The sequence below is a fragment of the Patescibacteria group bacterium genome (assembly GCA_040390045.1).
GTDB lineage: Bacteria > Patescibacteriota > Minisyncoccia > Phycocordibacterales > SIBU01 > SIBU01.
Genome location: JAZJZC010000001.1, coordinates 106,220 through 129,304 on the forward strand (window position 1 = coordinate 106,220; position 23,085 = coordinate 129,304).

At 43.0% G+C, this 23,085-nt stretch carries 22 protein-coding genes and 2 tRNA genes; 7 read left to right on the top strand and 17 right to left on the bottom strand.

Annotation, left to right across the window (positions count from 1 at the left end; genetic code table 11):
* Positions 1–111: 111 nt before the first annotated feature.
* The 4 genes from V4467_00575 (at position 112) to V4467_00590 (ending at position 2,908) form a co-directional block, all read left to right on the top strand.
* Positions 112–184, top strand: a tRNA-Val gene (locus V4467_00575).
* A gap of 197 nt (positions 185–381) precedes the next feature.
* Positions 382–463: transfer RNA gene (locus V4467_00580), tRNA-Leu, on the top strand.
* 382 nt (positions 464–845) lie between these two features.
* Positions 846–1,652: a hypothetical protein gene (locus V4467_00585; GenBank protein MES2087467.1), complete on the top strand. Its 807-nt coding sequence runs from the start codon at positions 846–848 to the stop codon at positions 1,650–1,652.
* Positions 1,653–1,792: 140 nt separating this feature from the next.
* Complete coding sequence (locus V4467_00590; protein ID MES2087468.1) at positions 1,793–2,908, top strand: hypothetical protein; 1,116 nt, start codon at positions 1,793–1,795, stop codon at positions 2,906–2,908.
* A 244-nt stretch (positions 2,909–3,152) separates the two neighbouring features.
* Here V4467_00590 and V4467_00595 read toward each other — a convergent pair whose 3' ends face one another.
* From V4467_00595 to V4467_00650, 12 genes are all read right to left on the bottom strand, one after another.
* Positions 3,153–3,722, bottom strand: a complete 570-nt coding sequence (locus V4467_00595) for a hypothetical protein (GenBank protein MES2087469.1) — start codon at positions 3,720–3,722, stop codon at positions 3,153–3,155.
* 472 nt (positions 3,723–4,194) lie between these two features.
* Entirely contained in the window at positions 4,195–5,733 is a 1,539-nt protein-coding gene (locus V4467_00600; GenBank protein ID MES2087470.1) for a hypothetical protein, read from the bottom strand.
* Positions 5,734–6,837: 1,104 nt separating this feature from the next.
* Positions 6,838–7,086 carry a hypothetical protein gene (locus tag V4467_00605; protein MES2087471.1) on the bottom strand — a complete coding sequence of 83 codons (249 nt, stop codon included), beginning with the start codon at positions 7,084–7,086 and terminating at the stop codon, positions 6,838–6,840.
* Positions 7,087–7,129: 43 nt separating this feature from the next.
* Positions 7,130–7,546 carry a hypothetical protein gene (locus tag V4467_00610; protein MES2087472.1) on the bottom strand — a complete coding sequence of 139 codons (417 nt, stop codon included), beginning with the start codon at positions 7,544–7,546 and terminating at the stop codon, positions 7,130–7,132.
* 364 nt (positions 7,547–7,910) lie between these two features.
* Positions 7,911–8,744, bottom strand: a complete 834-nt coding sequence (locus V4467_00615) for a hypothetical protein (protein MES2087473.1) — start codon at positions 8,742–8,744, stop codon at positions 7,911–7,913.
* A 25-nt stretch (positions 8,745–8,769) separates the two neighbouring features.
* Positions 8,770–9,309 carry a hypothetical protein gene (locus tag V4467_00620; GenBank protein MES2087474.1) on the bottom strand — a complete coding sequence of 180 codons (540 nt, stop codon included), beginning with the start codon at positions 9,307–9,309 and terminating at the stop codon, positions 8,770–8,772.
* 111 nt (positions 9,310–9,420) lie between these two features.
* Positions 9,421–9,774, bottom strand: coding sequence for a hypothetical protein (locus V4467_00625; protein ID MES2087475.1), 354 nt, complete (start codon positions 9,772–9,774; stop codon positions 9,421–9,423).
* Positions 9,775–9,788: 14 nt separating this feature from the next.
* Entirely contained in the window at positions 9,789–10,211 is a 423-nt protein-coding gene (locus V4467_00630) for a hypothetical protein (GenBank protein MES2087476.1), read from the bottom strand.
* Between the two features lie 59 nt (positions 10,212–10,270).
* A complete protein-coding gene (locus V4467_00635) occupies positions 10,271–10,738 on the bottom strand; it encodes a pilin (GenBank protein MES2087477.1) in 468 nt (155 codons plus the stop codon).
* 11 nt (positions 10,739–10,749) lie between these two features.
* Positions 10,750–12,015: an extracellular solute-binding protein gene (locus V4467_00640; protein MES2087478.1), complete on the bottom strand. Its 1,266-nt coding sequence runs from the start codon at positions 12,013–12,015 to the stop codon at positions 10,750–10,752.
* A 103-nt stretch (positions 12,016–12,118) separates the two neighbouring features.
* Positions 12,119–12,610, bottom strand: coding sequence for a methyltransferase domain-containing protein (locus tag V4467_00645; protein MES2087479.1), 492 nt, complete (start codon positions 12,608–12,610; stop codon positions 12,119–12,121).
* A 116-nt stretch (positions 12,611–12,726) separates the two neighbouring features.
* Complete coding sequence (locus V4467_00650; GenBank protein ID MES2087480.1) at positions 12,727–13,443, bottom strand: glycosyltransferase family 2 protein; 717 nt, start codon at positions 13,441–13,443, stop codon at positions 12,727–12,729.
* A gap of 258 nt (positions 13,444–13,701) precedes the next feature.
* Here V4467_00650 and V4467_00655 point away from each other — a divergent pair, with 258 nt between their 5' ends.
* Positions 13,702–15,003, top strand: coding sequence for a glycosyltransferase 87 family protein (locus tag V4467_00655; protein MES2087481.1), 1,302 nt, complete (start codon positions 13,702–13,704; stop codon positions 15,001–15,003).
* Here V4467_00655 and V4467_00660 read toward each other — a convergent pair.
* From V4467_00660 to V4467_00680, 5 genes are all read right to left on the bottom strand, one after another.
* Positions 14,989–15,939, bottom strand: coding sequence for an NAD(P)-dependent oxidoreductase (locus V4467_00660; protein MES2087482.1), 951 nt, complete (start codon positions 15,937–15,939; stop codon positions 14,989–14,991). The two genes, V4467_00655 and V4467_00660, sit on opposite strands and share 15 nt — an antisense overlap.
* A 10-nt stretch (positions 15,940–15,949) precedes the next feature.
* Positions 15,950–17,233: a hypothetical protein gene (locus V4467_00665; protein MES2087483.1), complete on the bottom strand. Its 1,284-nt coding sequence runs from the start codon at positions 17,231–17,233 to the stop codon at positions 15,950–15,952.
* A 12-nt stretch (positions 17,234–17,245) separates the two neighbouring features.
* Entirely contained in the window at positions 17,246–19,711 is a 2,466-nt protein-coding gene (gyrA, locus tag V4467_00670; GenBank protein MES2087484.1) for a DNA gyrase subunit A, read from the bottom strand.
* Positions 19,712–19,815: 104 nt separating this feature from the next.
* Positions 19,816–20,094, bottom strand: a complete 279-nt coding sequence (locus tag V4467_00675; protein ID MES2087485.1) for a hypothetical protein — start codon at positions 20,092–20,094, stop codon at positions 19,816–19,818.
* A gap of 108 nt (positions 20,095–20,202) precedes the next feature.
* Positions 20,203–20,853: an MBL fold metallo-hydrolase gene (locus V4467_00680; GenBank protein ID MES2087486.1), complete on the bottom strand. Its 651-nt coding sequence runs from the start codon at positions 20,851–20,853 to the stop codon at positions 20,203–20,205.
* A 147-nt stretch (positions 20,854–21,000) separates the two neighbouring features.
* Here V4467_00680 and V4467_00685 point away from each other — a divergent pair, with 147 nt between their 5' ends.
* A complete protein-coding gene (locus V4467_00685; protein ID MES2087487.1) occupies positions 21,001–21,483 on the top strand; it encodes a hypothetical protein in 483 nt (160 codons plus the stop codon).
* 354 nt (positions 21,484–21,837) lie between these two features.
* Complete coding sequence (locus V4467_00690) at positions 21,838–22,989, top strand: S1 RNA-binding domain-containing protein (GenBank protein ID MES2087488.1); 1,152 nt, start codon at positions 21,838–21,840, stop codon at positions 22,987–22,989.
* The last annotated feature ends 96 nt before the right edge of the window (positions 22,990–23,085 follow it).

The following is a 23,085-nucleotide window of genomic DNA, read 5'->3' on the forward strand; positions in this document are numbered from 1 at the left end:
ACTACAAGGGCAGTAATCACCAATCACTTACACCATAGCATTTGCTCCTTATTTTTCAAAGCCTGCCAGGTTGAGTTTTTGGCCGATATAGTGTATAAGTTAGGTAGCAATGCGCGATTAGCTCAGTTGGTAGAGCAATCCGTTTACACCGGAAAGGTCGGGGGTTCGAGTCCCTCACCGCGCACATGAGAGAGAAGTTTAAACTGCTTTAAACTTTTTCTCAGTGGTGCGAGCCGGAGGCATGTTTTGCTAGTAAGCAAAACAGCCGAGGCAAGGCTACGAAATTTTGTGAGCGACGGCGAGCAAAATATTTGTGGCCACACAACTTAGAATTTAATCGAGTGCAAATCCACGTGATAGTAGGTGCATAAAAAAATAAATGGGCGGGTGGCGTAATTGGTAAACGCGCTGGTCTTAGGAACCAGTGGAGAAATCCGTGGGAGTTCAAGTCTCCCCCCGCTCACATTTTGAAAATCCGCTCTGCTAAGAGCGTGATTTTCTTATGTGAGCGGAGTAGGCAAATTTCTTTGCCTACGCGGGGAGACTTGAAAAGGTTCTGCCATATTTTCGAACAATTCTTATCGTAAGAAAATGGGAAACCTGTACCGAGTCTGTAAGACTCAAGTCTTCTCCAGCTCGCCCCTCGTTCACCCTTCCTTATTTCCCTCTTCCAAACCCCCCAAAACCCTTATTCTTCAACCTCTTTTCCGTATTACCACCCATCCCAAACCATTGACTTTTTAATAAAATCGTGCTAAACTGCTCTCAGCGTTAATTGTACGGGTTTTGGCTGTTTCCAATACCTTTTGACAATTGCATAACATTCAAAAAACAAAGGACAATCTATGTCTGATCCTAAAACCGTAGATACAAAAGATGGCGCGAGTAATGCGTTCAAAAATATCACTGAGCCCCTGAAAAAGGCCTTGGGTGGAACGCCCGACTTAAACACGTTTCTGTCACTCTTGAATCCGTTCTTAAGCGACTCAGCAGAGGCAGCAGCAGCAAAAGCAAAAAAATCACTCGGTAATGACCACTGGCTTTGTAGTCGCAAGGGTGAGTCGGTGATCGGTGTCATTGCGGCCCAAATTGAAAACTACGCTGCAACGCAAAAAGATCCTTTGCAGGGCGCCCTGATGAAAGCCGCTGATTGGTTCGAAGCCTTCGCAGAAGCACTCCGTAGTAAGGATGGAGATCCAGCTACGGCAGGGAAAGTTACTGCCAGAGCAAGTTCCGCCGGCATTACCAAGCTTGACGAGGAATTCCTCCAATGGGCCCAAGGAAAACTCCAATCAGCAGACCTCGCTCAAATAGCGGAAGTCGAAGCGGAAATTCTGAAAAAGGCCGAAGCCCGTGAGAGATTGAAAAAGCTCGCGGCCGAGGGCTTGCCACCGGTTGAAAAGCCGGTGGTACCAAAACCCCCGAAAGAGCCTGGAACGCCGTGGACAGAAGTCTTAGACGCACAGGTCACTGAGTGGGAAGCCACGAGAGCTGCGCGGAACGCCGAAATCGTTCCTTATGAGCCAAACTGGCTCAGCCGGCTACTCCTATGGCCGTGGAAAATACTTGGGGGACTCCTCTTCGGATTCCCCAAGAGCAAGAAAAAGAAAACGTTCACAAGGCGTGGAGTGCTTGAGCGCGCCGACTGGTAAAATTCTGAAACAACATACTTAAAGAAAAAATGAAAGAACTGATTAGCTTCCTGCGACTTGTCCACAGGATATTCAAAATCGGGAGTACTGGGATCGGCCCATTGACTCCGGAAAGAATTGCCAGGTATAAAAGCGGGCTAATGCAGCTCGGTACCTTGGTGTTCTTGTTCCCCTTAGCTCTGACTATTTTAGGGGTCACAACAGGCTGGAGCAGTTTCACTGCGTGGGGAGGAGTTTGGTGCTTAACCTTTTCACTCCTTTTGATCGTTTGGGCAACCCCCATTGCAATCGCAGCTGACGCCATCCTGAGAATCAGGTGGATGAAGATCAGCTGGTACGCCGAGCTTGGACGAGGGTTGCTTCTTTCGGAGGCACTCACGTTTTCAATTCTCACACTTGTTCCAATCAGAAACGCCTGGGGTGTCTTCCCCTTCTGCTTACTCTGCGTTATAGGAATAATCTTGATGTCGTACCATTGGAAAATGGGGATGTCATGGTTTAAACCGATGATGTGGTACGGCACGATTGGGGCGGTGATTGTCTGTTTGGGGATGTTCTTCTGGCCAGCATTGGTTAGCGGAATAAAGTGGATGCACAGTGACTGGAACACCTTCGAGGTGGTAAAGGGTTACCACTGGTTGTCGCCGCACGTCAGACCTCAAATCTGGCGGGCCGACGGCAACATGAGGACTCGAGCCATCATCGGCCTAATCCTCATCCTGGCATGGGTCGCTGTTGGTAGCATCGCCCTACTCGTTACCTGGGTCTTCGGCCGAAAAGCTGGAGCTCCAGGGGCAAGTCACGCGGCTTCACCAGCGTCATCACATGGCTCAGGTCATGGAGGTGGTGGAAGTGGTGGCCTGTCGTGGAAGGCGATATTTGGGGTAGTGGTCGTGATCGGGATCATCATTGCGATCTTAGAGCACGCGGACCATCCCAATAATCCCTATCCCTTCTTCGGAGGACCGGGAAGTGGGCGAATGTTCGCCACAACCAATCCCCCAAGAACAACCACGGGGCATGCGGTTGGAGCGGCAGAAATCGCCGTCCCAATTCCCGACAACTACGACTTCGACGTCGTGGTCAGGGAGGTGGGAAAACCCATCTGGATCCGTCCGGAGGGTTCCACCAACAAGTTCCGACTCCAAAGGGGAGAGTACCTCCCCCACTTCAACCTCTATGGGAACCACTTGTTCCTGTCGACGGTTGATCCGAGTCAAACTGTCGCGGTCGACGTCAGCGTCTGGCCAAGATAGTAAAATCACAAGCGAGGAAGAGATTATATCTCCCCTCGCTTTTTCTTTTTTTTAATTTTCGAGCTACATGTTTTCAATCTTCATTCACCCCACTCGTCCCGCCTCTCTGTGTGTATGTACACCGTTTCTTCTTCCGTATACATTAAGGAGTCACGGCCGTGACTCCTTAATGTAGGTGCTCAAATCAGAGAATAATTTTTTGAAACTTAATTAGAAATAGATTTAGAAGAAACAGAAAAGAAGATTACTTCAAACCAAAATTTTTACGAATTTCTGTATCATTCTCTATTGAATCTACGATCATGTACAACACTGCCTTCCCTATCTTAAAATCCGCCTTGAGCATGGTTATAAAATCTTCGCAATCGTAGGGGTACACCCAAACGCTTTGTTGAAGCTTAATGAATCCGATATTTGATAAAGTTTTTCTTAAAAGATCGCGCGTCTTTCTGTTACCTTCTCGTATATCAAAAATCACTACGCGCCATTTCTTGTCCCAACGTTTTGGTTTCATGATCCTAAAATTATGCAGTTCAAAGTGACGAAGAATACTTTGACCTTTAGGAGAGAGCTTTAGAAAGCCGTGAGCGTCATAGAACAACAGACCTTTCTCCACGAGACGCTTCCGTGAGTTATGAATTATTTCAAGCTGTCTTGCACTTTTAATTATCCCTAACTTCTTGAGTGACTGGAGAACATTTGGTGCCAAGAGAGCAATCGCGAGTATCCCCGCAGAAGCAACTGTCTGCAAAATAATTTCCTGCAATTGATGTTTACGCGCTCGCTTTCTCGATTCAACTTCCATGTTTCCCATATACATTGATTATACACGGCCGTGTGCAATCAATGTAGTGGAAAACTAGAGACTTTACGACACTTCCGCTCACCCATTCCTACAAAAACCCGAATCTCTTACCTTCTGCTCGGTCTGCCGTTAATAAACAGACGCAACCTTGTTTTATTTCTATTACAGATGACACTTACCATAGCTCTCAGATACCATGAAATAGTCGGTAATTAGCGAACTACATTGATCACACACGGCCGTTGCTCATCGATGTAGGTGGAAGTTTTAAAGGTTTAATGATCATGAAGTCTAAGGATTTGATAATTTAAAATTTTGGAATTTAAAAGTTGAAGGATTTTTAATGTAGAGATTCTTGAAAAGGAAGGTGAAAAAGGATACGAGAAAGATTTAGTATTTAATCGATTGATACACTTTGATTAAACCAAAAGAAAAACCTCTAAACACTTAGTGTCTAGAGGTTTTTCTGAGATAAGACCGATTAGAAGATGCTCAGTAACTTTGATCCGAAGCTAACCATTTTCTGGCTCAAGGTTACAGTGGCGGCAGCCTTTACAACTGGCTTAGCTTGAGATGCCTTGAGAGCCTTGCCTCCCCCTCCAGTCTGAGGCAAGCCAGGATAAGTCTGAACAGGAGCTTGAACCGTCGGAGTAATTATTGGCGCTGGTACAGAATAGCTCGGTGAGCTCAACGAAGGAAGTACAATTGTGGGTGATGCTTGATATGTTGGACCAGCGAGCGATCGGCCAACGAACGTTGGACTAGAATCATAGGTTGGAGAACTTAGGGTATTCCCCGCTGTACCTTCTGTTGCGGCGTAGGTTGGTGAGCTCAAATTTGAACCAGCGTTACTTCCACTTGTATCATAATTTGGAGAACTTAATGAAGCACCGTTAATACCAGCTGCGGCAACATAACTTGGTGAACTTAAGGTAGCACCGTTATTACTTGCCGTAGTGTATGTGGCAGAGGACAAGCTTCCACCATTAGAATTTTCATTTGTAGTATATGTTGCGGAACTCAAAGTGCCGCCGACAGTTGCTGTCGCAATATAGGTTGCGCCAGACAAAGTGGCGCCGTTGTTGTTTGATGCACTGTAGGTTGGGGAAGAGAGGTTGTTACCGTTAGTACTTGCAGAAGTTGTATAGGTTGCTCCAGAAAGAGTCTGACCAGAATTGCCTGGGTTGGCAACGTATGTAGCAGAGCTCAAAGTAACCCCGTTAGGGTTATTAGTCGAAGTGTAGGTCGGTGAGGAAAGATTTGTACCATTTACGTTTGAATTTGCAACGTAGGTAGCCGAACTCAAGTTGGTACCGTTGACATTGCCTGTCGCGGTATACGTAGGAGAAGCTAAGTTGTTACCAGAGTTACTTCCTGAAGTTGTGTATGATGGAGAACTAAGGTTGGTACCGGTATTACTTCCTGAAGTACTGTAGGTCGGAGAAGCAAGATTGCTCCCAGAATTATTTCCATTAGCAGTATAGGTAGCCGAACTCAAGGTTGTGCCGGTGGTGTTGTTTGTCGAGGTGTAGTTTGGTGAAGATAAATTAGTTCCGGAGTTACTTGAGTTAGAAACATACGTAGCTGAACTTAGAGTAGGGCCGGCAGGATTATTTGTTGCGTAGTAATTTGGTGAAGATAAGTTTGAACCGCTATTATTGGCCGATGTTGCATACACAGGAGAAGTCAAAATATTTCCACCACTAGTTACTGTTGTTACGTACGTAACTGAAGATACAGTAGAACCATTCACGTTATTTGTAGCTGTATAGTTGGGAGAAGCTAAATTCTTACCAGTATTGTAAGAAGTTGTTGTATACCCTGGTGAAGCAAGACTGCCACCACCAGTATTGGTGTTCGCGACATAATTTGCAGCGGAACGTGAAGCGCCAGAAATATTGCTATTAGCAACATAACTTGGAGCGCTTAAAGAAGCACAGGCGCAATCAGCCTTACTTACTGCTGGTAAGAAAGCTATAAAAAGTATTGAAAAACCGATATTTATAAGGTTATTTTTCATAATTTTGTTGATTACTTTGGCGTGGAAAGTGAGGTTTTAGGCTCAATTTTTCACCCCTGAATCATAACAAACATTATAAATAAAGTCAAGGGGTATACTTGACATATCGAAACCGTGTGATAAACTGCGGTGAGCGTTCGGTTGGGCTAATTCCCTACTGAACATGACGGTTCAACGCAGTTGCACATTACACATATCTCTATGAAAAATCTGATCCTGAAGCTGGCGTTCAGCTTCCTCGCCCTCACCGCAACCTTCACCAGCGTCCATGCGGGCTTCCGAGCTCCAGTCTGGAATGACCGATGCTACACCTGTCACGGCGGCACGCCAAGCATCTGGCCCGGAGCGCCGGGGAGTGGTTGTGGAGGCCTCGCGTACGCGATCGCCTGCGGGTTCGTCAAACCCGTCACAGCGCCTCCGGCATGCTCTAACTGCGCCGTGGTTACGGTCTGCGATCCCCCACTATCGGCACCGGTCTATTCGCCGGCTGGAGGACCGGATTGCGCCCCATCGTTATCGGCGCCAGTCTATTCACCGGCAGGTGGAGTAATCTGTTACCCCTCGTTGTCGGCTCCGGTCTACAGCGCACAGACAAATGTCTGCTGTGGCGAGCCACTGTCCTCGCCGACATACACTGCGGATACAAACACCTGCTGTGGAGGGTCATTATCAGCACCGGTGTACACCGCCAACGTGGTTCCGTGCGCGGTGGTTGTGACTCCCCCGCCACCTCAAGCCAAGCGGCCGGTTTTGGGCCTAGTATTTGACTACACCGGTCAATACATCCAGGTCAAGATCTCCTTGAAAAACGGAGACCCGAATGCGAAGTATTCGCTCGAGGCGGCGGCGGTCACTGGAGGACAATGGGGAGTGGTTCCCGGCCAGAAAATATCGGCCAACGGAAATGGGGTCGGAGAGGTGAAGTTCCTCTACAACTCCACCTTTCCCTTCGCTCTCTTCAGGGCGAGATTGGATCAGTGAGGTCAGTGAAGATTTAATTACCCGAGGTTTGAGACACCACAATGTCTCGAACCTCGGTTTTTTCTTTGTAAAATTAATGCAGAAAACACCGCCGCGCAAAGCGCGGCGGTGTTTTCACTACACTTACAAAATATTAACCGTGCCCAGAATTATCTCTTTGAGCGCGTAGGCGGAAATCATAACAACCATTCCCACCACGCCCCAGATCATCTGACGAGTGCCAGTTGATCGAGCTTCGGCGTCATCGGCGGCGCCAACAAAGTTTTGGACCCCCCAAATAAAGACAAGTGTGGCCAGAGCAAACATCAACAAAATCAGCGGCTTCAGAATGAAGTCGCTGATTTTGTTTACTAATTCATTAACAGCAGTCATAGATAATATAATTTCTGCGTATAATAAATTATTTCAAACTAGATTAAACGCAAGGTGGAATAGTACAGGTAATTGTTGGCAAACCGTTCTGCGTTGCTGCTCTGTTTACTGTTGTCTGTCCAGCATTACTTAGTCCAAAAGTATTGATGAGGATTCCAACAAGACCCCAAACAGAGGCCATGAGGAAAATACCGATGATTCCCCAAATAATAAAGCCCTTAGCGCTAGCTCGAGCCTCTTCATCTCCAGCTGAACTGATGAATCCGAAAATACCGTAGATAACAACGAAAACAGCAAGACCGAACAAGAACGGAATAATGGTGTTAATAACAAGGGTCAGTCTCTGCAAAAAAGTAGTTAAACTAGTTACAGGGGCAGAAACTTGGGGAGCAGCTGCTGCTTGCGCGAACGCAAGAACCGGAAGAAGAAACGATGCTGAAGCGACGAGAAACTTTTTCATTATATTTTAATTGATTAATTGAAAACTAATAATTTGTATTGATACCGAGCGACCTTTATTATTTTTTATGAATGGTTACATTATATATTGTCCATTACAGATAACAAGTGGGGTGTGGATAGTGGCGCTCGGATTGTTCTTTTCGCTAAAGCGCTTCGTAATCCTCGAAAATCAAGTCGGTGGTCTTTACGTAAAACAAAAAACTCGCTCGAGGACTCGCTCAAACAATTTCATTTTCCTAACCATCTCGTGATTTTTTACGGCTACTACGCTAACCCGCTCAAAGAACTATCCTCACTTGGATACCGAGATAGGAATCTCGGTAGGAAAACAGGGCTGGAAATTCAAATAGAGACTAATTCAGCTACTTGCAACCAGCTGGTGTAGGAATGGCTAAACAACGAAATATCTGAGTAGTGCCTTGAGGTGTGTTGTCAAAATTAAAGGTTTTAACCAAAATATTAATCATGCCCCAAATGGAGAGCATGAGAAATATGAAGATAACACCCCAAATTATAAAATTCCTCGCATCGGCTCGTTTTTCCTCATTTTGAGCTTCTCGAATATAATTGAAAATACCAAGAATGACAACAAAGACAGCAATACCAATAAGAAATCCAACAATGTTGGGGCCGATGATATTGAGCCTTGCGATGAGTTCAACAATGGTTTTTGGCGGTGTGGTCGGCAAAGGAGTATTGTTGGGATATACAGCCGTCACAATACCGTTTGACCTGTCGAGGTTGAAAGTATTGTAGAGAATGTTTATAAGACCCCAGACTGAGAGCATGCAAAAAATACCAACAATCCCCCACACAATAAAATCTCGGGCTTCTTTACGTTTTTCTTCGTCAGCCGCCTGAGAAACATAACCGAAAATGCCGTAAATAATCAAAAATACAGCGAGACCGATCAAAAACGGTATGAAAAGGTTTATGATACCGATGAATCTATTGAGGAGAAGGTCGATGGTATTGATAGTGCCAGTCTGCAACGCTCCGGTGACAGCGCTATACCGACTATAGCCAGCTGGGCAATTCCCGTTAGCACTAGGCTGACTACTAGAGCCATCAGCAGAAACACAAATATCGGCCGCAAAAGCTGGACTGACATTCACAAAAAAACTAAGGAGCAAGGGGAAAATCAGGAGTCCCAAAAGCACCTGTGACAGTCGTAATTTTAATAATGTAATTTTCATGAGAATAATTCTGTAATCAAAAATTTCATTGAGCACCAACCAAAGGAATCACAGGGTAACGGGAATGAACGGTCGTATTTGTGTTATCGATCCCTAAGGTGTTGTACAAAATATTTACGAGCCCCCAAACAGAGAGCATGAGAACGACACCAATAACGCCCCACATGATAAAGTCACGAGCTTGCTTGCGAGCTTCTTCGTCCGCGGCTTGAGAAATGTAAGTGAAAATGCCATAAATAATGACGAAGACTCCTAGACCGACGAGGAATGGGATGAGAAGGTTTATGACACCAATAGCTCGGTTTAGAAGACCAGCGATACTGGTGATGGCTCCGCCCCCACCACCCGAACAATTTCCGAGCGCTGCATAAGCTTGGTTTAGAGCTGTGCCATTATTACCTTCCCTAGTCATATTGTGAGAACTCAACCATGCATTAACTTGATCATCAGTACATGAAGCAAAAACTGGACTAACACTTATTGAAAAACTTGAAACTAGAAGCAAACTAAAAACACTTAAAAGAAAGACTCTAGTAAATTTTGATTTTAATGATAGTTTTTTCATGGGGTAATTATATAATGAATTCATGGAACATGGAACACAAATCACAGAACACTGGGGGATAAAATTAATCTCTTTTTTATGATCCGTGTTCCATGTTTTGTGTTCTGTGACCTAAAAGGTGTCCACTCCCAAATAGGTATTGGCCAAAAGTCTGGCTAGACCCCAGAAAGAGAAAATAATAAACATCCCCAGAAGACCGTAAATAATGAGTTGTTTGGCTTTACCCAAACGTTCTTCGTCTCCACCTGCCCCGCTGTATTTTAAAATTCCGGTGAGCAATCCGAAAAAACCGAGACCGGCAACAAACATTGTAACGTCGCCTAAGATGTTTATAAAATTTAGAACAAATTCAGAAAAATTTCTAGACGGGGTCGCTGGCGTCGCGGCAACTGCGAGAAAAGGAAAGGTAGAAGACGAAATTATTATAGCCAAAGTTTTCGTATGTTTTCGTATTTTCGTAATCATTTAGTATGTTCGTATTACCGTGTTGGACACGTGAGTCCTGCAGTACCGAGTTGTTGGATGGTGCCACAAATAATAGTGGAAATAACTTTAGCACCGAGTAGAACAGCGACACCGATCACGGTCCACAAAAGTGCATTCTTGGCTTTACTTAATTTTTCTTCACTGCCTCCAGCCATAACCATCAGAAATCCAGCATAAATGAGAAAGAAAATAGAGAGTAGAGCGGCAATCGGAAAAAGGGTATCGAGAAGTAATTTGATGAAAGCCTCGATAGAGTTAACGCTTCCAAGAGGATTGGTTATAATCGGGGCAATTTGTGATCCAGATCCACCTCCCGTGATCTGCGAGCCCTGAGCCAGAGCCGTAGTGGCTGAAAGCATTGCATATGTAACTCCTGTCAAAAACGCTAGAAAAATTTTAAATTTTTTAAATATCATTGAATATATTTGATTACTATTTTGGAGCTTCATTAAAATGAATACGATTTGGAAAAATTTTATATTGGTTTTAATGTACTCCTGCTTATAAACCCGGCATCAATTAACCCGGCGTCGATTGCATGGACAATAAGCCAGGCCGAAAGCATGATCAAAAACCCGACAAGCACTTTTCCAAAAATTTCTTTGGCATGCTCTATTTTACCCATTTCTCCTCCCGCTGTCATCATCAAAAATCCTGCCCAAGCAAAGGCGAGAGCAGAAACCGCTGCTCCAAGGACGATGAGGTAGTTAGCTATTTTATTGATGAGCGTAATAATGTGTTGAAATCCACAGGGATTCGAAACCGTACCTCCTACATATTTAACTCCACTTCCTGTTCCAAGGGTAGCCCCGTCAGGATAGACTTCTGTGCCACAGGGAATAAAATTTTGTACCGCTTGTCCAAAAACCAAAAAGGGTGCTGTAATCAAAAATATCGCCAAGAAAAACGAGAAGATGGCATTTTGATTTACAATTTTTGTCATGAAAATTTTATCTAGTTACGGAGAGACTTGCCAGCAATAGTAATTGCATCTCCGACACCAGCTTCACCGCTTGTTATAGATTCTATCATATTTTGGAAAGCGGCCCGTGAATTTGAGGAGTTTGGATCAACCCAGGCTTTGGCGCGCAGTGCAGAATTATAAAAAATTGCTTGATATGGATCTTTCGGATCAGCAACAAGCATGGAGCGTCGAACTGGTGGAAGTCCAGTCCGTGAACTTAAAAGATTGATGGTGTCGGGAGCTGTCATGGCAATTAGCAACGAAACTGCACTTGCCTGGTTTTGGGAACTTTTAAGAACTGCTAAACCTTGCATTTTTCCAAAGGTCGTCAATATTGAAGCGCCTTTTGGTTGAGGGAAATAGGTTACATCAAAATTGAGATTGGAGTTTCGATCACGAATTTTAGACATCTCCGAAGCGAACCCAAAATAAAAGGCTAAATCTCCTGAGGCAAACATGTCGCGAGAATTGATCAAAGCCCTATTCCAAGAGTAGTCGGGTTTTAATGGATTAGCAAAATCAGTATAAAAATTAACAGCTCCAATAGTAGCTAAGGTTGGCGAAAGAGCGCCCATTAAGCCATCTGGACCGTACTGAGTAATGGGGCTACCTGCCTGGAGCAAGATGGCTGAAATTATTTCAAACGCATTTGTAATGTTTTTAAATTCCCCTAAAGCAACTCCGCTTTTCAGTATGTTTGAATTGGCATCCTTAACTGACAGTCGTGGAACGAGTGTAATAAATTGATCCCACGTTTTTGGAGGAAGGGATTCACCAATATTGGTCAAGGAATCTCGGTTCCAATACATGACGAGCGGATCTACTGTGAACGGTAACGCAACAACACCTTCGCTATCTATATACAACTCAGCCTCCTGAATAAAAGTGTCTTTGAAATCCCTCAGAGGCATTATGTTGTAGGAAAATGGCAGAATTTTGTCTCTATATTTAATAATTTTATCCTGTGGGAGCAAAATTGCGTCAGGTCCTACCCCTGAAGCCAAAGCTTCGATCAAATCCTGGTCAAAAGCTGCTTCAATTTTTTGTATATACTCAATTTTATAACCATTAGTACCTAACGTTAAATTTGATACAGAGTCGTTGAAAGCGGCAGTGTCCATTGTTCCCCAAATAACAACAGTCACGCTGTTGACACTACCATTTTTTGCTTTCGTGAGAGCAAGAACGATCACACCGCCGACTAAGGCGATAATAAAGATAGCGGTGAGTACGACTTGGAATGGGCTGGCTTTCATAATGATACGAAATTATTATACGAAAATACGAAATGTATACGAAAATTATGTTCCACTGTTATAATTTTTATACTAGCTCCAACGTCCATGTAAATATAGCATATTATCGTATAAAAATTAAGCCGTAGTGGTGCTCCCCTGCTGAAATTTCCCGCTGGAAAACAAATCCGGCCTTTTCAAAAAGCGCCCGAGCCATGTCAGAGGAAAAAACGTGTTCCTTTTGCGGGCCCATGCCACCAAACGACTCCTTCCAATCAACAACGAGGACACGACCTTTTGGTTTTAAAATTCTTTTTACTTCAAATGGGAAATCGGTTTTGTGTTCTAACTGAAAAAGCGTATTGCATACCAACACGTCGTCCACAGAAGAATCTGCCAATCGTGTACCACCAAGCTTTTCGACATTACCCAAAAGCGCTTCTACATTTGTGAGACTACTTCGTCGCGCCTCGTTTTTAAGTTTTTCCAATAAGTCTTTTAAAACGTCCACAGCGTAGACCTTGCCTTTGTCGCCTACTGCTCGTGCGGCAGCCATAGTATAAAAACCGGCACCCGAGCCGAGGTCGGCTACGGAAGTTCCGGGTTCAAGTCTCAATTGCTCTATATTTTTTTGTGGGTCAGAGAACAAGGTTTCTAATTATTAGTTGTAAGTCTTAAATATAAGAGAAATTATACCGCTCTCAAAACCGAAAAGCTAGTGACACTCGGGGGTTATTTGCCGATTTTAAGTTCACCAAACAACCGGTACATCCCGATAAGTTCTTTCGTCACAATAGCAGGGATTTTTTTCAGATAAAAAATATTGGTTTTTCCGCTCTGGCGCCTAAAATGATTAACTGGCACCTCGATTATTTTTGCGCCCGCAAGGTTTACTCGTATCACAAACTCAGCATTAAAAAACTGAAGATACGATACTTTTTGAGCAACGTCGTCCAAAAAACTTTTTTTAATAAGTCTAAAACCAGTATCCATGTCCTCAAAAGAAACCTTGAATATCCTGCGTAACAAAAAATTATATCCTTTTGAGAGTACTGATCTTAGCGCACCGTCCTTTCTGTCGATTTTCTTTCCTAGAATAACATCATAGCGATCAGCGTACTCCCATAATTTCCAGAAATCTTTTGGGTCAAATTGGCTATCAGAATCAACGAGAAAAACCCACTCATACCGAGGGTATTTCAAAGAATCTTTAATGGCTTGAAGATACCCCTTTCTCTTTTCACTTAAGTATACTCGTATCGATAGTTCACTCTCCAAATCTTTAAGTATCCGTTTGGTGTCATCCGTACTTCCATCCTCCACGGCAATTATTTCAAAATTAAGTTTACCTTTTAGTTCGTTGTAATATGAATGAATTGTTTTAGCAATTATGTACTCTTCATTGTATACAGGAAAAACAAATGATACGCTTCTGGTTTGTAAATTCATAATTCCGCATTATATCAGATATTTTATTCGAGTGAATAGCGATAAAAATCTTGGAAATTAATTAAATGCTATAATTATTTTGCAATTCAAATGAACGCTGTAAAACAAATTTTAACGAACCGAAAAATCATACTAAAGTGTGTTATCTGGTTTCTTATTATTGCATCGAGTGTCGCCATCTATGAACCATATCTCTCAAGCGGTTGGTCTTCGAACGAATCCCCGCGTTTTGAAGGCTGGGCGTTTTTTCATTACTATTTGGGAGCAAAATATTTTGGGGAAGTGGGTTATTTCGATTTCTACCAATGCGCTATAGAAGCTGGAGGAAAAACTGTTGGGTGGTCAGATGAGACCATAACTCGAGATTTGCGAACCTACAATCTCCTGCCCTCAAAAGACGTTCCTGCTTGTCATCGTGAACGATTTTCGGAAGCCCGTTGGCTAGAATATAAAAATGATGTAGCTTGGATTATCAAAGAAGGTGACCAGCAAAATCATCTTCCAAATCTAGACCTAGTTACCGACAAGGGTTTCAACCCAACACCTTTTTGGTCTGTGGTGGCAGGAGATCTTGCAAATGCATTTCCTTCCCAAAAAGGCTTGGCCTTAACCTTACTCATGATGGTAGACTTTTTGGTCTTTGTCTTTTCGATTGCATTCATACGCTGGAAGGAAGGAGACACACTGGCAATACTAACGGCCTTACTAACTCTTTTTTACTTCGGCGCATTTCATTCTCTTGGTGGACAATTTTTGCAGTATATTTGGTTTTTATGCATTATCGTTAGTACTGTTTTATGGCGCGCGAAAAAACCTTTCTCAAGTGGTGTATTAATGGGACTTGCGATAGGGATTCGGTCATTTCCGTTATTTTTTGCTGCGCCAATGTTTTGTGTCGCTTTTTATTCGCTCATCAAAAAGCAAAAAAATATACCTGTAATAATTTTTTGCGCTGGTTGCATAACAGCAATGCTCATGTGTTTTATTATTGGAAGCACGTCAACAAGAGGAGTGAGCGCCTGGCAGGAATGGAGCGAGAAGATATCCGTCCACGAGAAATATTTGCGTGGAGAAATTTTTGAGATTGGACTTCCGAATTTGATAAGTACGATTGCTTCAGAAGAAAATGGAAATGCGTCAAATTACCTTGAAGATTTTCCACATACGCTTCTACGTATTGCACGTTTTGAAAAATTTATTTTCTTATATTACGCTCTGGCCGGAACTCTTCTTGCTTTGTGGGCGTGGTTGCTTTGGAAAAATAGATCTCTGGAGGTTTTTGGATATGGGTTTATACCTCTCTATGTGCTTACCTCTCTTTCCCCCATTTACTATCTTTCTCTAGCACTTTTACCCTGCATGTTTGGGGGGGCACCAATACGAATTCGTAACTATGCCGTTGGCGGGACTTTATTACTTATGGTGGCTCACCTTCCTTTTCTGCTCAGTGGTTATATAACCTTCAATTATTACGATCATCTTATCAGTGGCATATTGATTTTCCTCTTTTTCATCGGAATGGTATATGTATGGCACAAGGAAGAATCATTGGCGCCTTAAAACAACGTCGATATATTTTGTCTTGACAAAAGTTTCTTGAATCGCATCCTCGAAAGGCGTTTGAGTGACACCAAACACCTTTTTTGTATCAACACCTTTGAAATCGTCCCCTGCCACTAATGCTGTGAGCTGCTGAACAGTAAATGGTGGTTTTTGAACAAACAACGCGCATATCTGCAACATAAAACCAAAAAATACAATTGGGATGTGTATAATTTTTGTAGATAATTTTTTGGCGCGAATAATTGCAAAAATAATATCTTGGTAATCGATGCGAGTGTCACCGACGATATCAAACACCTGATTATTAAACTCGGGCTTCAGAGACCGCACAAGACATCGACAAAAATCTTTAACATACAGTGGCTGTCGCAAAAACTTTCCGTTGCCAGGAATAGGAAAAATCGGAGTTTTTTCCATAAAACGTGACAACCAACCTAAGTGTTTTGGGTCAAATGGGCCAAACATCAACGTTGGCCGTAACACCGTATATCGGAGACCGCTTCTAAGCACTCCTGCTTCTTGAATTTTTTTGGCGTTTGTGTAATCATCGGTTGCAACAGAATTGACCACCGAAGAACTGACATGAATGAGACGCGGGACACTAAATTTTCTGCATGCATTGAGCACACTGTATGTGGTGTCAATCGTGTTACGTTTAAATTGCTCCGAATGCGTACTTGTAATTTGTGCCTGCAACTGAATAACTACGTCTACACCCTCAAGCGTCCGCTCCCAAAAATCAGAAGAAATAGCTAAATCTGCCTCAACAACATCCACTTCCGGATGTAACCTGTGGAGTATCGACAAATTATAGGCACTCTTATCTATAACAACAAAACGAGTGTATCTTTCTGATTTTAATTCGAAGAGAAGATTTTGCCCAACAAATCCTGCCCCTCCAGTTATCGCAATTTTTATATTTTTATTGTTCATACTAGTGAGGCTACTTCCGATAGATACTTTGTATATTTGGATATAGTCCGTCAAGCCAAATTCGTTGGTAGAATATCTTAGAGAAAAAAACAAAAAAATATAAAAATAATAAAAAATTTATTATTTCATCTATATACAATAAGTTTTGTGACCATCGACTGAGCCATACGCTAAAGATAACCCCAAGCAAAACGGCCGAGGCGGAAATACTGTATTTTCCAGCATCTTTGATCCAAATTAAAAGTTGTGGCACTAAAAAAATTAAAAAAATTAATCGATAGTCATAATTTCTACCAAGGATATAGGTACCAAGATATATTCCTGCCCCAACAAGAAAACCGGCACTAACAACTCTTCCACGTTGGGAATTTTCAAATTCCACTGCGGTTCCAAAATAGCTGCGTCTCCTAAATATAGAAAAAATCAAAACCAGCAGTGATGATAGGGTTAAAAATTCGATAAAAAAACCTACTTTTGATGTTAGAACATGCTCAATGATATCGAAGCTGACGCTAATTCCGTACGTAAAATAATTACCGATAGTTGGAAGAACTTGAACTATACGCTGAATGTCATTAAAGATTACGAATAGGTACAACAAGAAAGTGAAAAAAACACTTATAAAAATAAGCGTTCCTCTTTTTCCTTTCTCCTTCAACACAACAACAAGCGCCATTATTGGATATAATTTTAATACAGCAGCTAAAAACAAAACGACGTAACCAAAAACATTAGTTTTCTTCTGTACGCTACTTATAGAAAACGTAGCCAAGGCCAAAAGAGAAAATATAATGAGATCATTATTACCCCGTTCAACCGCAAGCAAAACAGACGGGGAAAGCAAAATTAAAAGATACACAATCACTTCCGGTATATTTATAAAGCCAATTATAAAATAAGCACTGGTAAAAAAAAGTATTCCCGAAAGGATTCCTAAAAAGACTGTGTGCGACTGATCTATCTGGAGTGGGGCCAGCGCCATCCATATGCGAGGATAATCAAATGGCCGCTTCCACGGATCGCATGGATTTGCGATGAGTACATCATGTCCAGAACGATTGCACTCAAGAGCGCTCGTAGTTTGTCTTGTGTCTGCAAACAACGAACCGTTAGCTAATTCACCCGGTTTTTGCCAAAACAAAATATAATACGGCATGAAAAAACTTGAGACAAACACCGTCAAAAAATAAAGGCCCGTGAGAAAAAATAATATCTTGCGACAATCAAATGACTGATTTTTTGCCACCCGAGAAATACTACTACTGTTGAGAAACTGAAAAGGTGGTGTGGTCACAAAACAAAAATGTTACAAACAAGTAAGTGACGCGATGGCATCACCTTCGCGGAGTTTCATAATGCGAACGCCCTGAGTCTGGCGGCCAATGACAGGAATTTCTTTGATATCAACACGGATGACCTGACTTTTTTTGGAAATGGCAATCACCTCTTCGATTTCAGTTTCATCGATCACTTTTGAGGCGATGAGTACGCCAGTTTTTGGAGTAATCTTGGCGGTCTTGATGCCCGATCCTCCGCGCTTTTGCACTTTATATTCTGAGAGATCAGTTTTCTTACCATAACCATTTTCCATGATGACAAGCAGTGATGGTTCTTTGTGACTTTTCTTAATGATGTCAGCGCCAACAAGCATGTCGCCTTTTCCGAGTCGAACAACACGAACTCCGCCGGCATTTCTGCCCATTTCTCTCACATCATTTTCTTTAAAACGAATTGATTGACCCTTGCTGGTGACGACAATACAATCATCCCCCTTCTCAACAAACGAAGCGGAAATCAATTGATCGCCCGGCTGAAGTTTAATAGCAATCAAACCACTGCGTCTGACATCGTGGAAACTTTTTGCGGCCACTTTTTTGCCAACGCCAGATTTTGTAACCATCATAAGAGACAGGGTTGATTGTTTAACTTCTTTCGGCATCGCCAAAATGCTCGTAACTTTTTCGTCATCAGAAAGTGAGATGAAGTTTACAATGGATTTTCCTCGCGTGGCGCGTTTACCTTCTGGAATTTCATACATTTTCACTTGGTAGGCCTTGCCTTTATCGGTAAAGAACAACAAATCACTGTGGGTTGTGGTCGTCAAAAACATCGTCACAAAATCTTCTTCCTTAGTATCAAGATCAACCACGCCAACTCCTCCGCGTTTCTGTTTGCGATATTCTTCTGGATCGGTGCGCTTAATGTAACCGCCCTTGGTGAGCACCAAAACGCTTTCCGCGTCGGGAATTAAATCTTCTTCGGAAAACGTGCCCGCGCCGGCCTTGATAATTTTGGTGCGGCGTTCGTCGCCATACTTGGCTTTGATTTCGTTCAACTCATCTTTAATAATTGAAAGAATTTTCTTTGGGCTGGCCAAAATAGCTTTGAGAATTTCGATGAGTTCTTGGATCGCTTTGAGTTCATCTTCGATTTTCTTGCGTTCAAGGCCGGCGAGACGTGAGAGTTTCATTTCCAAAATGGCGGTGGCCTGACGGTCAGAGAATTTAAATTGCTTCATCAAGTTGGCGTGAGCTTCGGGAGTGTCTTTCGACTTTTTGATGAGTTTGATAATTTCATCAATGTGATCCAGCGCTTTTTTCAGACCGATCAAAATGTGCTCGCGTTCTTCCGCTTTTCGTAAATCAAATTCGGTGCGGCGTCGCACGACGATCACCCGATGCGCCACGAATTCCTCGAGGATGGATTTCAGTGACAAAGTTTGAGGAATACCGTCAACAAGCGCAACCACGTTGAAGTGAAAAGCTTCTTCGAGCTGAGTGTGTTTGTATAAAAAGTTTAAAACTTTTTCTGGATAGGCTCCCTGCTTGAGATCAATCACCACGCGAATGTCTTTTGAGGATTCATCGCGAAGACCCTTGATGCCTTCGATTTTTTTGTCGCGAACCAAGTCGGCAATGCGCATGATGAGTTCAGCTTTGTTGACGCGATACGGAATTGAGGTAATGACAATTTGAAAAGTTCCAGATTTTGATTCGATAATTTCTGCAATACCTCGAGTTACGACGCCACCGCGGCCTGAGCCGTAGGCGTGCATTAAATCTTTGGCGCCGAAGACCACGCCGCCCGTTGGAAAATCGGGGCCTTTAACAAACTGTAATAAATCTTCGGTTGTGGCACTTTTATTATCGATAAGATGTGTTGTCGCATCAACCACTTCGCCGAGATTGTGCGGTGGGATGTTGGTGGCCATACCGACAGCAATTCCCAATGTGCCGTTGAGCAAAAGACTTGGAACGACTGAAGGTAACACTATCGGTTCTTGTTTGGTGTTGTCATAGTTTGGACGGAAATCAACAGTTTCTTTTTCGATGTCACGAAGAAGTTCTGAAGAAATTTTAGACATGCGAGCTTCAGTGTATCGGTGCGCAGCTGCTGGATCGCCGTCGATTGAACCAAAGTTTCCCTGGCCAATGATCAGCGGGTATCTCATCGAAAAATCCTGAACCATTTTTACCATTGTGTCGTACACTGCAATGTCGCCGTGAGGGTGATAGTTACCGAGTACTTCTCCAACCACGGTGGCGGATTTTCTAAATTTGGCAGACGAAGTGAGACCCATCTGGTTCATGGCGAAGAGAATGCGGCGGTGCACTGGTTTTAATCCATCACGAACATCAGGAAGGGCTCGAGAGGTAATAACCGACATGGCGTAGTCGAGATACGACTCGCGCATTTCAGTGGAAATGTTGCGGGAAACTACGTTTACATGAGGGGCTTTTTCCTCGTTTTTTGGTTCTTTCTTGTCGGGCATTGTGGGGCAATTTTAACAGAAAATGAATAAAAAGTGAAGTCCTTCAATACGAAAAGGCGGGTATACGAAAATACGAAATTTTACGAAAACTTTGTGGTGTGTTTTCAATATTTTTGGTCGGGAGAAGTTGTAGCATCACCTGCAAACATCTCGCTACCCAACTTTTTTATGACCGTGAAAAAACTAGAAATATTTGATGCGATTTCACTAATTGGACCGGACTGTTCTTCCTCCAATGACTGTACTGGCTGGTCGAAACTGAAATTAAAAGTGCTGACCCAAATCAAAAAAATCAAACCAGTGATTGACGTGGTAACAATGAGCAAAAAACGCTTCCGGTAGGCGAGAGGTTTCTTTCTCAATTGTTCTATGTAGTCGAACATATAAATATGAACTTGTTTATGAAAATACGAAATAATACGAAAACTCTCGTTACATAGAAAAAATTTTTGTATGTTTTCGTATTTTCGTACCCATTTCGTATGTTCGTATTAAACCTGTGCCTCCAAAACAATCGCCTCGCCCTCTTTGCCCTCCAAATCTTTTTTCTTGAGCGTCAATTTATCTACCGGTTTAATTCCCTCTTCTCCGGCTTCTTTCAAAAATAACTTAAGATTTTTATCCTGAGCATTTTCGTAGTGGGTAGGAATAATAATTTTCGGTTCTAGTTTTACTGCAAGCTCATAGGCCAGAGATGGACTCAAAACTCCTTCGCCACCAATTGGCACAAACAAAACATCAATATCATCGAGTGCTTCTTTGGTTTCCGCGGATAAATCTTTAGAATCAAGCGCACCGAGGAAACAAAGATTCATGCCTTCCAACGATAGACTATATATAGTATTGAGTCGCGATTCGCCTGAGCCGGCCTTGAGCCCGTAGTGGGATTCACCTTTAAATCCTTTTATAAAAATTCCTTTAATTTCATATTCGCCAGGACCGGTAATAGCAAACGGCGCGCGATCGCCATGAGTGACTGCTTCAACACCGTTGAAATCTGGATCGTTTAAGGAAATCAAAGCGATGTCGGCACCAAATCGAGAAACTTTACGCTTTGAATCTTTCGAAATCGGGTTGACCGCGATCACGGTGTCGCCGAATTGAATCTTGAAGGCTTCGAGGCCTAGGTATGTGATTATCATAAAAATAAGCTGAAAGCTTATAGCTGTTAGCTGATAGGAAGAGGACTCAAGTATAACAGAACGGAAAAAAGATTAAAGCCCCCAATCATTGACAACTCCCAACAAATAAACTAGTTTTTGATTAGAAATAATGCGAAAGAAAGACCTATGAAAAGCGATACAATACTGATCACGAACCTTTGCTCCGTAATAATCCAAGTTCCTGGGGCAATTATGACCGCCTCGCCCCACGCCTTAGTCTTGTTTCAAAGGCCATACCAAGGAGAGCCACTGACGCGTGGAGAAAATTGCATCCGAGGATTTGGCACTGAAAAGGCAGAGTGGATTTTTGACAGGACGCTTGCCTGCGGCTACGGTGACTATCAAATCTTCGATCCGCAAGGCGACGATTCTCACTACAAATGGATCACTCTGGCCTTCGCTGACGGGACAACAGTAAAGTTGCAGAGGATGCAAGATGATCAGGATCTAGTAATCTTACGGCACGAGAATTATGAGCACGCAACGCGTAATGTGTTGCCGCGGCTTGTGCGAAAATTCTGGCACCAATCAGGAAACTTCCCCGTCAGGAACTGGCTCAGGTTTGCGGATCTTCCTCCGTTGACTCCGCCGATCGAATCGGCCGATTAAAGCACGATGTTCACTTCCGAGACACAACCTTTTGTGTCTCGTTTTATTTTGCAAAATCAGGAAAACTTTTAACTTGAGAAACGCTCCGGTTATTGCCATTGGAGCGTTTCTCTGTATAATACCCCCATGCCTGTTCGCCAGATTGCGGATGCATAATTGAGAACTAATTAAATAGCCTCCAGATGCGAGGCGCCAGCGAGGATTGCGACCAAAATGTATTCATATACATTGCGGGAGCAAACGGAGCTGGCAACAAAGCAGATGGGGTTATTTTATTAGTTCTTGGGCATTTAATAGAAAGAGTGTGAGCTAACCTTAGACAAAGTGTCTGAGCCTCGCATTCACCATTAAAAAATGAAAAAAGATACTACTGCGAAAGTAAAGGACGGTTCAAGTGGAGCAGATATGATCGCGAAAGATCACGAGGAAAAAGTAGAAGAAGAAAGCTTGATGACACGTCTCATCAAGGAAACCGGCAATCCAGCCGCCGTTGGAGATTTGGTTGAGGGTACTGTTTTAAATATCGAAAAAGCTAAAGTGTTTGTTGACCTGTCGCCATTCGGCACGGGTATTATTTATGGACGGGAATACATCAACGCCCGAGATGTTATCAAAAAAGTAAGCATCGGGGACAAGATTGCCGCCAAGGTTGTCGATGTTGAAAATGAAGATGGTTATGTTGAACTCTCTCTTCGAGAAGCTCGACAGGCGATGATTTGGAGCGAGGCCGAAGCGGCTATTCGCGACAAGAAAACTTTAGAACTTTTGGTTAAGGAAGCTAACAAAGGAGGTTTGATTTTGGAATGGCAAGGCATTGCAGGATTCCTTCCTGCGTCACAATTGAAGCCTGAACATTACCCTCGCGTGGCTGAAGGCGATAAAGATAAGATTATCGAGGAACTCCGCAAGTTGGTTGGCGAACGAATTTCTGTCTGCGTTATTTCCGCCATTCCTAAAGAAGGTAAATTGATTTTCTCTGAGAAAAATCCTGAAACAAAAGATAAAGAAAAGATTGTCGGTAAATATACTGTTGGCGATGAAGTCGGAGGTGAAATCACGGGCATCGTAGACTTCGGCATCTTCGTGAAAATCGAAGAAGGACTTGAGGGCTTGGTGCACATTTCTGAAATCGACTGGGCACTTGTAGAAAACCCACGACTTTTGTACAAAGTCGGCCAGAAAGTAAACGTGAAAATAATTGAAATTAAGGAAGGAAAAATTTCACTTTCAATTAAAGCGTTGAAAGCAAACCCTTGGGTTGATGCCAGCAAGAAATACAAAAAAGATGATGTGGTCAAGGCGGTTATCATCAAATTCAACAAACACGGAGCCTTGGCTTCGATTGAAGAGGGTGTCGCCGGACTTGTTCACATTTCTGAATTTGGAACCGAAGAAAAATTGCGCGCCAATCTAGAACTCGGCAAAACCTACTCTTTCAAAATCACCTTCTTTGATGCGAAGGAGCAGAAGATGGCGCTGTCGTTTGCAGGTGAAAAGAAAGCCTAGAGCTGAAAAAAAATTTTTTGATTAAACTGAAAACTCCGCCGCGACTACGTCGCGGCGGAGTTTTCTCTACTTATTTGCTTTTAATTTCGTTCTAGT

Coding starts and splice junctions, on each gene's coding strand:
- V4467_00650 (MES2087480.1), bottom strand. CDS start 13,443: ATGAATTTACAAACCAGAAGCGTATCATTTGTTTTTCCTGTATACAAT.
- V4467_00630 (MES2087476.1), bottom strand. CDS start 10,211: ATGATATTTAAAAAATTTAAAATTTTTCTAGCGTTTTTGACAGGAGTT.
- V4467_00660 (MES2087482.1), bottom strand. CDS start 15,939: ATGAACAATAAAAATATAAAAATTGCGATAACTGGAGGGGCAGGATTT.
- V4467_00640 (MES2087478.1), bottom strand. CDS start 12,015: ATGAAAGCCAGCCCATTCCAAGTCGTACTCACCGCTATCTTTATTATC.
- V4467_00635 (MES2087477.1), bottom strand. CDS start 10,738: ATGACAAAAATTGTAAATCAAAATGCCATCTTCTCGTTTTTCTTGGCG.
- V4467_00690 (MES2087488.1), top strand. CDS start 21,838: ATGAAAAAAGATACTACTGCGAAAGTAAAGGACGGTTCAAGTGGAGCA.
- V4467_00590 (MES2087468.1), top strand. CDS start 1,793: ATGCAGCTCGGTACCTTGGTGTTCTTGTTCCCCTTAGCTCTGACTATT.
- V4467_00605 (MES2087471.1), bottom strand. CDS start 7,086: ATGACTGCTGTTAATGAATTAGTAAACAAAATCAGCGACTTCATTCTG.
- V4467_00620 (MES2087474.1), bottom strand. CDS start 9,309: ATGAAAAAACTATCATTAAAATCAAAATTTACTAGAGTCTTTCTTTTA.
- V4467_00595 (MES2087469.1), bottom strand. CDS start 3,722: ATGGGAAACATGGAAGTTGAATCGAGAAAGCGAGCGCGTAAACATCAA.
- V4467_00600 (MES2087470.1), bottom strand. CDS start 5,733: ATGAAAAATAACCTTATAAATATCGGTTTTTCAATACTTTTTATAGCT.
- V4467_00615 (MES2087473.1), bottom strand. CDS start 8,744: ATGAAAATTACATTATTAAAATTACGACTGTCACAGGTGCTTTTGGGA.
- V4467_00675 (MES2087485.1), bottom strand. CDS start 20,094: ATGTTCGACTACATAGAACAATTGAGAAAGAAACCTCTCGCCTACCGG.
- V4467_00610 (MES2087472.1), bottom strand. CDS start 7,546: ATGAAAAAGTTTCTCGTCGCTTCAGCATCGTTTCTTCTTCCGGTTCTT.
- V4467_00625 (MES2087475.1), bottom strand. CDS start 9,774: ATGATTACGAAAATACGAAAACATACGAAAACTTTGGCTATAATAATT.
- gyrA (MES2087484.1), bottom strand. CDS start 19,711: ATGCCCGACAAGAAAGAACCAAAAAACGAGGAAAAAGCCCCTCATGTA.
- V4467_00685 (MES2087487.1), top strand. CDS start 21,001: ATGAAAAGCGATACAATACTGATCACGAACCTTTGCTCCGTAATAATC.
- V4467_00680 (MES2087486.1), bottom strand. CDS start 20,853: ATGATAATCACATACCTAGGCCTCGAAGCCTTCAAGATTCAATTCGGC.
- V4467_00585 (MES2087467.1), top strand. CDS start 846: ATGTCTGATCCTAAAACCGTAGATACAAAAGATGGCGCGAGTAATGCG.